Source organism: Fimbriimonadaceae bacterium (genome assembly GCA_023957775.1).
In the GTDB taxonomy this organism is placed as follows: domain Bacteria; phylum Armatimonadota; class Fimbriimonadia; order Fimbriimonadales; family Fimbriimonadaceae; genus JAMLGR01.
On sequence record JAMLGR010000002.1, the window covers coordinates 234386 to 247765 of the forward strand.

General features: G+C 65.1%; 11 protein-coding genes. 6 read left to right on the forward strand and 5 right to left on the reverse strand.

What is annotated here, in order from left to right:
* Positions 1-33 precede the first annotated feature (33 nt).
* The 4 genes from M9921_02700 (at position 34) to M9921_02715 (ending at position 3400) form a co-directional block, all read left to right on the forward strand.
* Positions 34-882, forward strand: a complete 849-nt coding sequence (locus M9921_02700; protein ID MCO5295742.1) for a PEP-CTERM sorting domain-containing protein — start codon at positions 34-36, stop codon at positions 880-882.
* A 298-nt stretch (positions 883-1180) separates the two neighbouring features.
* Positions 1181-1912 (forward strand): phosphodiester glycosidase family protein, encoded by a 732-nt coding sequence (locus M9921_02705; protein MCO5295743.1) that lies wholly within the window; start codon positions 1181-1183, stop codon positions 1910-1912.
* Positions 1913-1944: 32 nt separating this feature from the next.
* Positions 1945-2679, forward strand: a complete 735-nt coding sequence (locus M9921_02710) for a glycosyltransferase family 2 protein (GenBank protein ID MCO5295744.1) — start codon at positions 1945-1947, stop codon at positions 2677-2679.
* Positions 2669-3400 carry a class I SAM-dependent methyltransferase gene (locus M9921_02715; protein MCO5295745.1) on the forward strand — a complete coding sequence of 244 codons (732 nt, stop codon included), beginning with the start codon at positions 2669-2671 and terminating at the stop codon, positions 3398-3400. Before M9921_02710 ends, M9921_02715 begins: the two co-directional genes overlap by 11 nt.
* Here the strand turns inward: M9921_02715 and M9921_02720 are convergent, their stop codons facing one another.
* Positions 3401-4207: a menaquinone biosynthesis protein gene (locus M9921_02720; protein ID MCO5295746.1), complete on the reverse strand. Its 807-nt coding sequence runs from the start codon at positions 4205-4207 to the stop codon at positions 3401-3403.
* Positions 4208-4211: 4 nt separating this feature from the next.
* The gene (locus M9921_02725; GenBank protein ID MCO5295747.1) at positions 4212-4901 is read right to left on the reverse strand and encodes a hypothetical protein; all 690 of its coding nucleotides are present in this window, start codon (positions 4899-4901) and stop codon (positions 4212-4214) included.
* Between the two features lie 47 nt (positions 4902-4948).
* On the opposite strand from M9921_02725, the gene M9921_02730 reads away from it, so the two are divergent.
* Entirely contained in the window at positions 4949-5782 is an 834-nt protein-coding gene (locus M9921_02730) for an oxidoreductase (protein ID MCO5295748.1), read from the forward strand.
* A 6-nt stretch (positions 5783-5788) separates the two neighbouring features.
* Here the strand turns inward: M9921_02730 and M9921_02735 are convergent, their stop codons facing one another.
* Entirely contained in the window at positions 5789-8071 is a 2283-nt protein-coding gene (locus tag M9921_02735) for a glycoside hydrolase family 127 protein (GenBank protein MCO5295749.1), read from the reverse strand.
* A gap of 85 nt (positions 8072-8156) precedes the next feature.
* Positions 8157-9713 carry a cytochrome c3 family protein gene (locus M9921_02740; protein MCO5295750.1) on the reverse strand — a complete coding sequence of 519 codons (1557 nt, stop codon included), beginning with the start codon at positions 9711-9713 and terminating at the stop codon, positions 8157-8159.
* A gap of 133 nt (positions 9714-9846) precedes the next feature.
* Here M9921_02740 and M9921_02745 point away from each other — a divergent pair, with 133 nt between their 5' ends.
* Positions 9847-11475 carry a DUF2339 domain-containing protein gene (locus M9921_02745; protein ID MCO5295751.1) on the forward strand — a complete coding sequence of 543 codons (1629 nt, stop codon included), beginning with the start codon at positions 9847-9849 and terminating at the stop codon, positions 11473-11475.
* 228 nt (positions 11476-11703) lie between these two features.
* Here the strand turns inward: M9921_02745 and M9921_02750 are convergent, their stop codons facing one another.
* A complete protein-coding gene (locus M9921_02750; GenBank protein MCO5295752.1) occupies positions 11704-13299 on the reverse strand; it encodes a cytochrome b/b6 domain-containing protein in 1596 nt (531 codons plus the stop codon).
* Positions 13300-13380 lie beyond the last annotated feature (81 nt).

Consider the following 13380-nt stretch of genomic DNA (forward strand, 5'->3'; position numbering starts at 1 on the left):
GGCGTTATTTGGGAGACTAGGAAGGAAGAGAACATGCGACATTCATCGATTGGCATTGGCATTGGCCTGATGGCCCTCGTCGGCATCGCGTCGGCGCAGACGATCAGCGACTTCACCCTCACGAGCGGGACCGCGAGCTATTCCGAAAGGAACCTGCAGGGCCCGAACAACGGCACCGATCTCGGCCTCGCCGACTTCTCGATCGGTGGCGCCCCGGACAACATGTTCCAGAACTGGTGGTGGTATCACACGGCCACCACGGCGCGCGAAGCGGGCCTGGGCGAGCAGACGTTCGGCGTGTCCAACGGCAACTCGGCGCGACTCGTCTACGTGCAGAACGGCGGCCCGAACCTTCCGGACACCCTTCAGTTCGACCTGGAGTACACGCTCACCCAACTCACCAGCCAGAGCGCTGCCGTCCAAATCGTCTGGAAAGTGCACAATCTGGCCAACGTCGCTCAGGAGATGAGCTTCTTCTCCTACGCGGACTTCGACGTTGCGGGATCGGCGAGCGGCGATACGGGCACGTTTACGGCCCCGAACCAGTTCACGATCGACGACAGCGGCTACAGCGCCTCCTACATCGCCAGCAGCACGGGTCTCGTCGGCGCGGAGCAGGGTGCCTACGCGAGTATTCTCGGCCGCCTCACCGACTCGGACCAGGACACCTTGATCAACGGTCCCGGCAGCTTCGGCCCCGGCGACTGGACCGGCGGCTTCCAGTGGGACTTCACGCTCGCTGCGAACGGAACGCCCAACGGCGCCGACCAGTTTGTCGGCACCGTGGTCAAGGTCATCAACACGCCGGTTCCAGAGCCCGCGTCGATGATCGCCCTGGCGCTTGGTGCTTCCGGCATCCTCGCCCGACGACGCAAGCGCTAAGACCCCTCGCAGGGTTCTCTCAGGCCCCTTCAAGTTCGCTTGAAGGGGTCTTTTGGCGTTGGCACGACGCGGTTTTGGGAAATCTCTCGTAGGATAGGAGTGACCCTCCTGGTCCGGTCACTCCACCCAGGCATCCTTGCCGATGCGGCCCGGCGGCTTTTGTTCCGATCATTGGAACAGCGTCGAGGGGCCAAACGGCACGCCTCTTGCCGCCAGCGCAGGATGCGGGCGTTCGCGCGCGCCGTTGGCGCACGCGATTGCTCGGAGACGTGACTTCCAAGGGGTCCGGAAACCAATCATGAGCCTCGCCGCCGCCGCCATCGTCCTCTCCGTGGGAACTGTCACCCAGTTCGCACCGATTGGCTACGAGGCGTTCAAGTACGGGCCCAACACCTTTCATGTCGTGACCGCAGACCTGCGCGCAACCACTCTCAGCGCTGCGACGGTCCACTCGCCTTCCCTCACCTCGCCGTGGAACCTGCTCAACCTGCTGCATGTTCCCGAGGCCAAACCCATCGCGGCCATCACGGGGACGTTCTTTGCGCCCTCTTCCCAGAAGCCGGTCGCCGACGTGCTCATCGACGGCAACCTCGTCGCGCAGGGGTCTCGCGGCACGGCGGTCGGAGTAGACTGGTTTGGCGGGGTCAAGATCTTCGACAAGCCTTATCTCGAGCCGGTCGACTGGGCCCTGTACCAGTACGGGTTGCGCGGAGCGGTGCGCGTGCTGACCGCGGGAGCGGTCCAGCCCAATCCCAAGGCGCAACGCTTCCACGACAGCCGTTTATGGGGACGAGCGGCCCGGGCGGGGCTGGCGACCACCAAGAATGGCAAGGTCCTCCTTTTCGCCACCAAGGCGAAGGTCACGCTGAGCGAGTTGGGCAAGGCCATGAAGGCGCGTGGCGCGATCGACGGCGTGAGCTTGGATGGCGGCAGTTCCACGTGCCTTTACTACAAGGGCTCGATGATCGTGCCGCCTGGACGCAAACTCTCGAACCTCTTCGTCATCACCCAGGCGACCACCCCGCCCTAAGGGGCGCCCCGAGTACACTGGCTCGGTTGGACGTGCCGACCCTTGCTGTGCTGATCCCCGCCTACAACGAGGAGCAGCGGATCCTGCCGACGCTCGAACGTGTGCGCGACTACTACACGCAGCAGCCCTACACCTACTCGGTCACGGTCGTGAGCGACGGAAGCACGGACCGGACCGACCCCATCGTCGCCTCGTTTGCCGAAGCCCATCCCGAATTCCACCTCCTTGCCTACCAGCCCAACCGCGGCAAGGGCTACGCGGTGCGCAAGGGAATGCTGGAGATCGAGGGCGAGATCCTCCTGTTCATGGACGCCGACCTTGCCACCCCGATCGAGGAGACGGAAAAGCTGCTGCCGTTCATGCGCGATGGAGCCGACGTGGCGATCGGGAGCCGGCCACTCAAGGAGAGCAGCCTCGAGGTGAGGCAGCCGTGGTACCGCGAACTCCTGGGGCGTGCGTTCAACACGGCCGTGCAACTCCTGGCCGTGCGGGGGATTCAAGACACTCAGTGCGGATTCAAGATGTTCACCCGCGAGTCGGCGCGCACGATCTTCTCGCGGTGCAAGCTGGACGGGTTCAGTTTCGACTTCGAGGCGCTGATGATCGCGCGCGACCTCGGGTACCGCATCGAGGAAGTTCCGATTCGGTGGATGCACCAGGAAGGCTCCAAGGTCGTGCTGCTGCGCGATGGACCGCGGATGCTTCGCGACTTGGTCAAGCTCCGCCTCACCGGGAAGAGGGCCCGGTTGGCCGTCCGTGAACCCTAGCGAGTACGACCGCATGCGCCGGCTCGAGGACCGCTACTGGTGGTTCGTGGGCCGGCGGACGCTCGCGCTGGGTCTGTTGGACTCGGCCCGCCTGCAGGGGCACCCGCGCGTGCTCGATCTCGGTTGCGGAACCGGCGCCGTTCTTGGCGAACTCGCCAAGAAGGCGGACACCGTCGGGGTGGACATGTCCGACCAAGCCCTCGAGTACAGCGCCGAGCGGGGTCTCCGTCATCTTGTCCGCGGCAGGGGAGAAGCCCTTCCCTTCGAGTCGGCATCGTTTGATGCGGTCGTCGCGTTGGACGTGTTCGAGCACATCGAGGATCACGGTTCGGCCTTCCGGGAGACCTTCCGGGTCTTGAAGCCCGGCGGGGTCCTCGTTCTGAGCGTGCCGGCCTTCATGAGCCTCTGGGGGCCGCACGACGTGGCGTTGCGCCACTTCCGCCGCTACCGGTCGCCGCTACTTCGCCAGGCGCTCGCAGCGGCTGGGTTCGGCTCCCTCCGGGTGAGCTACTCGGTGTTCTTCCTGTTTCCGATCGTCTGGCTGATCCGGCAGTTCGAAAAAAGGAAACGCGGTGACGCCGAGGCCTCGCTACCCGAAGTGCCCGCCTGGTTGAACCGCGCGCTGATCGGGTTGCAGGGGCTTGAGGCGAGGCTCATCCGTGCCGTGCGGCTCCCGTGGGGATCGAGCCTCGTCGCCGTGGCGCGCAAGCCCGCTCCGTAGTCACTCGGCACGCGTCGCCTGGATGGCAGCGACGATTTCGGGAGTCTGGGCGCGGTCGATCAGCCCGTGCGCCTCGAGCATGTGGCCGAACAGCACGAGGGCCCGAACGTGCTCCTCCTCGAACCCGTACCGCATGTTCTGCGTGAGGTAGATCTCTGCGACCTCACGCTTCCAACCCGCCTCCTGTGCGGCGCGTGCGGCGATCGATACGACCCGCTCCTCTCCCCAATGGCGCGCCGCCTCGAGTTCGCCCGCGAGCGCGGGCGTCAACGATTCCTGGCCGATCCAGAGGGCCCAGACGAAGGGAAGCTCCGTCAGCTCCGTCCAGCCCTGCCCGAGGTCCAAAACGTGGAGGCCTTCGGAGGAGGCTGAAAGCCCGCGATCCCCGATGAGAACGGCCGCATCGAATTCGCCGAGCATGGCGGTCAGGTCCGGTGGACGCACCTCGGTCCGCGGACACACCCCGTGCAGCTCGTGCAAGAGGATCTGGGCGAGCGCGTTGCTGGTGAGCGAACTCGCGTCGAGAGCCAACGATTGGGCTCGGTCGAAAGGCACCTTGGAAAAGACGCGCACGCTCTCCGCAGGGCCGTAGCTGCTGATCGACACCCCGGCGGCCACGCGCCGCCCGGGAGTCCGCAAGGCGTCGAAGCTCGACGCCAGCACCGCCGCCGCTTCGCCGCGGTCCAGCATGGCCGGCAATTGCGAAGGAGGAGCCAGGGCGACGTCGATTCCCCGGTCTTCGTCGAGGAAACGAGCGATCAGCGGTTTGGCGTTGACGAACGGCACGCATCCGATGCGGCATCGCATGGGTTCAGCGTACCTCCGAGGGCGGGTCCGGCTCCTCCTTCCCCACCATCCACTCGAGGAACCGGGAGAGGGGCACGATCCGGCCGGTCCCCTGCACGTAAGGTCGCCTCCTCACCGACTTGATTTGGAACACGTCGTTCGACTCGTGCGAAGGTCGGAAGCGAGGCTCCACCTTTCCGGTCACGCGGTTGGGCCCCTTGAGCAGATCGCCCATCGAAAACCCATGGATGAACACGGGGCGGCGCGCGTAACTCCATCCCAGTCGCGGCCATGCCCACTGGAACCTCGTGCCCACTCCCGTCCGTTGGACTCGGAAGTTCCCCCGGAACGCGTTGCCGTTCAGGAGCCAAACCATGCGCGGACCATAGAACGCCTCCCGCTCGCGAAGCTCTTGGACGGACAGCGGGGAGTTCTGGAGTTCGACGACCGCCCCATCCGAAGCGATCAGGTCGGCGCGGTGCTCTCCCAGAACCACCTCGGAGCGTTCCGACGGCACCAGGCGCTTCCAGGAACGGTGCCATTCGGTCTCGGGCTCCCACCAAGGGTCGCACTCGGCGCCTGCCGCGTGCGCCCAGTGCCAAACCCTGAGCTCGCCGCAGCGCGGTGCGACGGTTTCGCGGCAACACGGACAGGTTGCGGACAATCCAGGCTCTGCTGCGATCCTGAGACCTCCCTGGTCCAGCGCGTAGATCACGCCTTGAGTTTACGCCGGACGGGCTCCAGCGTGAGTAAGCTGGCCCCATGGCAAAGGTCTGGTACATCACGGGCTGTTCGACCGGCTTCGGGCGCGAGCTGTGCGCACAACTGCTCGATCGGGGCGATCAGGTCGTCGCAACGGCCCGCGATCGACACACAGTCGTGGAGTTCGAGCGGTCGCACCCAAACCAGGCGCTCGCCTGCGCGGTCGATGTCACGAAGCCCGATCAGATCCAGTCGTCCGTTCAGGCGGGCCTGGCGCGCTTTGGGCACATCGACGTCCTGGTGAACAACGCCGGCTACGGGGTCATCGGGGCGGTTGAAGAGGTATCGGACGCCGAGCTGCGGGCGATGTTCGAAGTCAACGTGTTCGGCGTCGTGAACGTCCTCAAGGCCGTTCTGCCATCGATGCGCAAACAGCGCAGCGGCCGCATCTTGAACGTCTCCAGCACCGCGGGACACATCGCCTTCCCCGGATCCGCCACCTACTCCTGCACCAAGCACGCCCTCGAGGGCTTGAGCGACGGCCTTGCCCAAGAGTTGGCCCCTCTTGGCATCCGCGTGACCCTGATCGAGCCAGGTCCCTTCCGCACGGACTTCGCCGGGCGCTCCATCGTCATCGCGAAGGAGGAGATCGCCGACTACGCGGAGACCGCCGGCAAGCGCCGCACGGGCATCAAGGAGTTCGACGGCCACCAACAGGGCGACCCGGTGCTCGGGGTCCAAGCGATGATCGCGATCGCCGACGAGGCCGATCCGCCGCTGAGGCTTGCCCTCGGGGGACCGGCGTACACGATGATCCGCGAAAAGCTGGCCCGGGTGTCGGCCGAGTTGGACCGCTGGGAGTCGCTCGGCAAGCCGACGGACTATCCCGAGTAAGGTCCGCTACTCGAGGATCCGCCACTCGTGGATGCCGGCGGCCCACCCCTTTTGCATCTGGACCACCAGCCTCAGGGCGGTGGTCGTCAGTGCGGGGAACTTCACCTCGGTCCACTGGTCGATTTGCACCGGGTACGTGGCGGGGACATCCACCCACTTCCCGTCCTGAAGGCGTTGGAGCTTCCACGATTGCGGCAGGCGGCACTCTCCGCGACCCGTGTCGTCGAACCAGTACACCCGAACACCCTTGGCCGTGACCGGCTTCTTCCACGTGTACTGCACCCACTCCTCGCCTCCTTTGTGCGGCCAGAAGTGGCAGAGTGACTCCGGCTGCTCGCCGCTCGCCTTGGGCTCGAGACCGTCGTTCACCCCCCAAGGTTGGGCGTTCCCGCTCGTGAACGAAAGGCTCACTTCGGCATGAACCTCGGGGCCGCCGACTCGCGCGGGAGGCGCGACCGAGGGCATCCACACCTCCATCGGGCCCGCCTTGCGGTTGTCCCAAACGGCGTAGGGCACCGCCGTCACGGTCGTCGGGGTCACGCGGACAGGTTGGTACAGGGTCGCCGTCCAGTCGGGCTCGGAGGTTCGCTCCGCCTCTCCCGTGATGGCGACGACGCCCCCGAGCAGATCGGGCTTCCAAGACGCCTCGAGCTTCGTCCCCCTCGGGATCACGAGCTCGCGGAGCGGGACCGAGTTGTCCACCTGCTCCAGGCAGTACACGATGGGACCGCGCTGGATCGCCGTTCGATACTGGTCCTGCTTCACGGCGGGGTTCGCTTCGATCTGTTCGACCGGCATCGGGAGGTTCAACGTGACGAGATCGCCCGCCCTCCACTCGCGTTGCAGCCGGACGTATCCCCGCTCGGGCGTCGCCGCCACCGGCTTGCCGTTCACGCCCAGTTCGAACGAACGGGCCCAGCCCGGAATCCGGAGGTTCAAGGCAAAGGTGGCCGTCTTGGCGGGTTCCACTTTGAATTTGAGGTGGCCGTCCCAGGGGTAATCGCCCTCGACCGCCATGTGGACGGGCCCCACAGGAAGTTTGAGATCGACCGTGCCGGGCGCATAGAGGTTCACGAACACCTCGTCGGCCGAAGTCGCGTAGGCGTAGCCACCGATGGAGGCGACGGTCCGCAACACGTTGGGCGGGCAACACGCGCAGGCAAACCACTCGCTCCTGTGGTGCGTGCCCATGCTCGCGAGCGGGTTGACGTAGAAGAAGCTTTTCCCGTCCAGGGCGACCCCGGCGGGCACGCCGTTGTAAAGGGCCCGCTCGACCCAGTCCATGTAGCGTGCGTCGGCGTGAAGGAGGGCCATCCGGTGCCCCCAAAGCGCGAGCGCTACCGACGCGCACGTCTCCTGGTAGGCGGTGCGGTTGGGCAGGTCGTAGTCCACCGTGAAGCCTTCGTTCGAGCCCGAGGGTCCGATCCCGCCCGTCACAAACGTCCGCCGCTCGGTGGTGTTCCGCCACAGGCGGTCGAGCATGGCGATCATCTGCGGGTTCTGCGTTTCGCGCGCGACGTCGGCCGCGCCGGACATCAAGTACGCGGCTCGCACGGCGTGCCCTTTGATCTCCTCATGGTCGCAAATGGGGGTGTCGTCCAGCCAGTACGTCCCGTCGTAGCGGTCCTTGGGCGTGTTGTGCTCCTCGGCGAAGAACCCCGTTCCCCGCGTCTCCACGAACTTCTGCGAAAGGGCGAACCAGCGTTGTTCGCCCGTGAGCCTCCAGAGCTTCACGAGGGCGAGTTCCAATTCGGGGTGTCCCGGGTATCCCGCGCTCTTTCCGGGGCCATAGCGCGAATCGATGAGCGTCGCGAGTTTCACCGCGACGTCGAGGAGGTTGCGCTTTCCCGTGGCTTGGTTGTGCGCAACGGCCGCCTCGATCAGGTGCCCGGCGCAGTAGAGTTCGTGATGGTCGCGAAGGTTCGTCCACTTCTGGTCGGGTCGGGTGACCTGGAACCAGGTGTCCAGATAGCCGTCGGCCTGCTGGGCTGCCGCGATCTTGGCGATGATCGCGTCGAGGCGGGCGCTCAACGCCGGATTGGGATGCGTCGCCAAGGTGTAGGAGATCCCCTCGAGCACCTTGTAGAGGTCGGAGTCCGTGAAGAGCAAGCCCTGAAAGCCCTCGCGGGCGCCCTTGGCCGCGAGATCCATATCCACGAGGTTCCCCGCCTTCTCGAGCATGGCGAGGCTGTGATCCACGGTCGCGGTGCGGTTCGTCTCCTGGCGCGGAGTCCAGAAGCGATCGTGGATGGCGACCGAAGTGAAGGGAACGGGCTCGAGGGGTTTCATCCCTTGAGCTCCAAGCGTGGCGAGGGCGACAAGAAAGAGGGGCATGGGAACACTCCGATGTGAGAATATCCGATCCCGCCGATCTCTATTCGCCCGCGTGGCAGTCCTTACACAACGTCTCCTTCCAGGCATCGCCGATGTCGACGGGATGCTTGAACTCCAACCCTTCCAGGGACACTTCGCGCTTCTCTCCGGGAGTCCGCTGGGCCACGATGATGTGGCAACTGTTGCAGTCCTTCGTGATGACTTTCCCTTGCGGGCTGACGTGCTTGTCGTCGTGGCACCGGAAACAACCCAGACCGTTCAGATGGTCCCGGTGGTCGGGGTACATCTTCCAGCTCGCGTTCATCTCCGGGAAGTAGTTGTGGCTGTAGATCGTTTGGATCTGGCTGATCGCGTTGTCCAACTCCTTCGCCTTGGAAGCGAGCACCGTGGGATAGGACTCCTTGAAGAACGCCAAAAGCGACGCTTTGAGCTTCGTGAGCGCCTCGGACTCCGTCTTGTAGGGCTTCTCCAGCTCTTCAACCGCCACCCGCTTGATTTCGGGAAGCGAGGGGTCGATCTCTCCGCGCGCCATCGCCTGGTTGACGCTGGTGGAGGGGTTGTGGAAGACGTGCGACGGACGGTTGTGGCACTCGATGCAATCCACCGTGCGTTTGACCCCTTTCTTGATCTGCTCGTCGGTGATCGGGACCTCGGTGCTTCGATAGACCGTCACGTTGCCGTTCTTGTCGCGCATCTCCACGTAGGGGATGATTTCTCGCTTGGGATCCGTCGCAATGTACGACATCTCGGCATCGAGGTACATGTGCGCGTGGATGCCCGTGGGTTGGCCCTCCCGGACCGCGCCCGTCTTCATAATCAGCGTCATGTCCGATCGCGTGTTCTCCTCGTCGCTGAGGAAGAAGGACTTGTCGATGAGTTTCTGGCTGAAGAACTTGCTGGGCCAGTGGCACTGTTCGCACGTGTCTTTCGCCGGCCTGAGGTTCGCGACCGGGGTGGGAATCGGTCGGGGGTACTTGTCGAACAGGTAGGCGTACACCTGGTAGCTGCCCGAGATCTTCGACTTCACGAACCAACCCGCGCCCGAACCGATGTGGCACTCTGCGCACTTCACCCGCGCGTGCGGCGAGTCTTTATACGCCGTGTACTCGGGCTTCATCGCCGTGTGGCACACGAGACCGCAGAACTCGACGGACTCCGTGTACTCGTAGGCCTGGTAGGTGCCGAAGGTCGACGCAGCCAAGAACCCGAAGCCCAGCACGGCGACCATCGTGACCCCGAAGCGATGGCGGGGAATCGCCAGGTCGATCTTGGGCCACTTGGCGATCGGCTCTCCGCGTCTGCGCCGCCGGTTGGCGCGCAAGACGCCGACCGTCGCCAGAGCCAGACCGCCGACGATGAAGACGGGCAGGATCAGGAACGTGATCATGCCCATGTACGGGTGCTTGATGGCGGAGTAGTACTCGACGACGAACAGGAAGACGATCAGGCCAAACGCCACAAGGGCCATGGAGAGGCCGATCATCGAAGTCAAGTTGTAGAAGACGCTGGGGAGTCTTCTCTTCGGCTGTTTCTGCTCTTCGTCCACGATGGCGCGTTCCTCCTGGCGTTCGTTGGGGAGCGGCGCCCCCCGACGCATCCCCTATTATGCGCCCCCTGCCGAATCGGTGCCGTCATTGGAAGTTTGTACATACAAGCCGGGTAGCATCGACTATTCGTCACGTTCGCGGGGGGTCGAGCATGAGGTGCGACTGGGTTTCCAGTGGAGGCACATGGATCTCGACAGGGATGAGCGTTTGGCCGAGCTCGAGGCGCGGGTGGCGCGTCTTGAGCGTAAGATTGAGCGAGCGATAGAGGGTTCTGCGTCCTTCGAACCGGAGGACGTCGCGGAGTCCTCCCACACGTCCACGCCGTCCAAGGGGGCGGAGTACTGGATCGGCGCGAAGTTCGTGCCGCGTTTCGGTGCGATCCTCATCGTTCTCGCGATCGCCTTCGTGGCCATCTCGGAGTCCTCCAAGAATCCGATGGTGGATCGCACGATCCTCCTCGTCGGCGAGGCTGTGTTCTGTCTGGCGTTCATCGCGTTCGGGGAGTGGCGGCGTAACGAGATGGAGGGCTTCGGCCCCACTCTATCCGCGATCGGCGCGTGCGGCCTTTACCTCACCGCCGCAGGGGGTCACTTCGCCTACGGAGAGCTCAGCGGCGCCGGCATGGCGATCGGATTCGCCCTCCTCACCCTCCTCAACCACGCCTTTGCGGTTTGGAGGAACACGCGGCTGTTCTTCTTCATCGGGGCGACGGGCGGACTGGCGGCCATGCTCTTCCCCCTGTCCGACAAGGATTACTCGACCGCCTTGGCGGTCTACGTGGCGGTCACGGTCGCCGGTGCCGTCGTCTGCGCCAAGCGGCGGTGGGCCCAGCTTGCCCTCGTCGGCTGGTTCCTCAGTCTCCTGATCATCGTGCCCATCATCGACTCGGAGCAGTCCCGGGCAACCGTCGTGCTCTCGATGTACGCGGGCGCGCTCGCGTGTGTCGCAGCCTATGCGAGGGCATGCACGAGCAGGGACCCCTGGGCCGTGGGTGCCCCGATCGCCTTGTTCTTCACCGGCCTTGTCGGGTTCTGGGTGGTCTCGAGTCCGGCAGGAGTGGCGCATCTCCTCTTGCTTTCCGCCGTCGGGTGCGCCATCGCGCTCACCCTTTCGGGTTCGACGGCGTGCCGCAACGCACTCCTCGTCGGCTCGATCGCCACGGTGGGCGTCCTCGGGCCGCTCTGCTTCTCGCCGTCCGTGGCCACCGTGGCGTACTCGGCCTTTGCCTTGGTCGCCTATGCGATCGGCCGTTCCACCCTTCGCCGGGTTTCCGCGATCTTCGCGGTCGCCGCCATCGTCGCGGCGGGGTGCGCCTACCTGGGGGCGTTGGCCATGGGCCCCCAACTCTCGGATGGGATGTTGCTGGTGGGCCTGTCCGGCGGCTTGGCGGCTTCCGTCTTCGCGCTGCGGAACGCCGGGTGGGGAAACCTCGGCCTCGCGGTCGCGGGCTCCTGGCTCCTCCTGACGCGCGCCGCGGTCTTGATTTCACCCGCGGTCGGGCACGGGCTGGCCTCCTACTCCACGCCCACGCTTGTCACCCTTGGATACGCACTGCTCCTCTTTGCCCTGGGCTTCCGCTTGGAATCGACCACCCTCCGTATGTGGAGCTTTGCCGCGATGCTGGGCGGAGTGTTCCAAATCCTCGTGTTCGACAAGGGGACGGCCGTCGGCTTCCGCATCGCGACGCTCGTCGTCGCTGGCGTGATGATGCTGGTCAGCGGCTACCGATACGTGCATGACCAGCGTGCGGCCTCCGAGGAGGAGGCGCCCCCCCAGACCACACCGGATGCCACGCCCGCCGGACGGGCGTGATCGGCGAGGCCCCACCCTCATGTACCCATGAACCCCACCGGGTGCCACGCCCGCCGGACGGGCGTGATCGGCGAGGCCCCACCCTCATGTACCCATGAACCCCACCGGGTGCCACGCCCGCTGGACGGGCGTGACCAACGCCCCCTCACCAATGAACCCGGGGTCTCGCTCACGCTCGACCCCGGGCAACCGTCTGCGACCTCTTCGAGGTCGTTCTTCAGCATCCGGCTAGCTTATGTCGTGGCGGCCGTGTTCGAACTCGGCCTCCTCATGGGTCACCGTCCCGAAGAACATCTTCCGGCCCAGCGGCAGGTACAGCGGGCTGAAGATCGTCGTGTAGAGGTGCCAGATGAAGATGGCGCCGATCGCGAGAATCGCCTCGTCGGCATGGGCGAGGTAGGCCATCGACACGCCCTGCGCGGGAAGGATGTTCGACGCCTGCACCGGGAACCACAGGCACAATCCCGAGAGCATCATGATCGGAACGCCCCAGAAGACCGCGAAGTAGCCGAACTTCGCCCGGAAGGAGAACCGGCCGTAGGTCGGGACTGTCTCGCGCTTGCCGAAGTAGAACCGGAAGGTCTCGATCATGTCGTGCCAGTCCTGCTTGTTGGGCAGCATGCTGATGCGTCGGACCGAGAAGCCAATCTTCTTCCAGCTCCAGAGCAGGTAGCCGAGGTGCATCAGGCCGGCGGCGATCATGACGATCGCGCCCACGCGATGCAGATTCCTGGCCACGTGCAATCCGCCGAGGGCGTTGTACAGGGACTCCATCCGCGGATCGTCGTAGAAGCGAAGAGGTAGGCCAGTCAGCGCGAGCAGGATAAACGAACTCGCGAAGATCCAGTGTTGGATTCGCTGGAATGGCGTGAACCAGAGATAGACCTTCTCCTCTTTGGCCTCCTGCTGAGTGTCTCCGCGCAAGAACTCCTCCTTGAGGTTGGCCTTGAAGCGTCGGAACTGGTGCCGCACGCCCGCGCGGACGTCGAGCACGATCGAAACGCAGAGCAGTCCCAGAATGCCCCAGGTCAGGATGTTGAAGAACGAGATCTCGGCCCGAAGCGCGGGACTCTCCTTCACCTTCAGCGCAAGGTGCGTCACGCCCGACTGCGAGAATTTCGCGAGGGCGCCCTTGTGGCACTTGCCGCACGTTGCCGGCGACTTGGCGGGGTGGACCGACGATCCCACGTCCGATTTGGGAAGCACGTGGTGCGCGCTGTGGCAGTCCGTGCAAATGGCGGCGTCGGTCGATCCGAAGCGGACGGCCTTGCCGTGGAAACTGTCTTCGTAAGACTTCACCGCGTCGGGATCGACGCCATGCTTCTTCATGAGCGCCGCGTTGCTATGGCACCCCGTGCAGATCGCCAACTCCGACTTGCGCGTGTACGTCGAGATCGGGGCGATCGTGTGCGAGTTGCCGCCGTGGCAGTAGAGACAGCTCGGGCGGTCGAGATCGACCGCGGATTCCGGCTGGTGCGCGCTCGTCGCGTAGAGTTCCGCCTCCTCGGCGTGGCACGAGGCGCACGAGGGCGGCTCGACCTGCGTGAGATCGTGAGGCACTTGATCGATGCCCCAGTGGCAGTCCTGGCACGTAAGGTCCTTGTGGACGCTGTGCGCCAGAGCTTGGCCATCGACGTAGAGCGACTGGACCCGGCCGGACGACCTGCGAACCACGAATCCAAGGCCGCCGTGGCATTGAAGGCAGACCGCAACGTCCTCGCTCTCGACCTTGTAGGCGCCCGCTCGGGGGTCGGTGCCCTCTTGTGAGAGGGCCGGGGATCCGAGCAACATCGCGATCCCGGCAATCAGGACTCCCGTAAGCACGGCTGTCCGGGACCTCCCCACCACACGGCCGTGCTTCGGTCCGCGTGGTCCCGAACCGCGATGGAAAGCGGTTCTCATCGA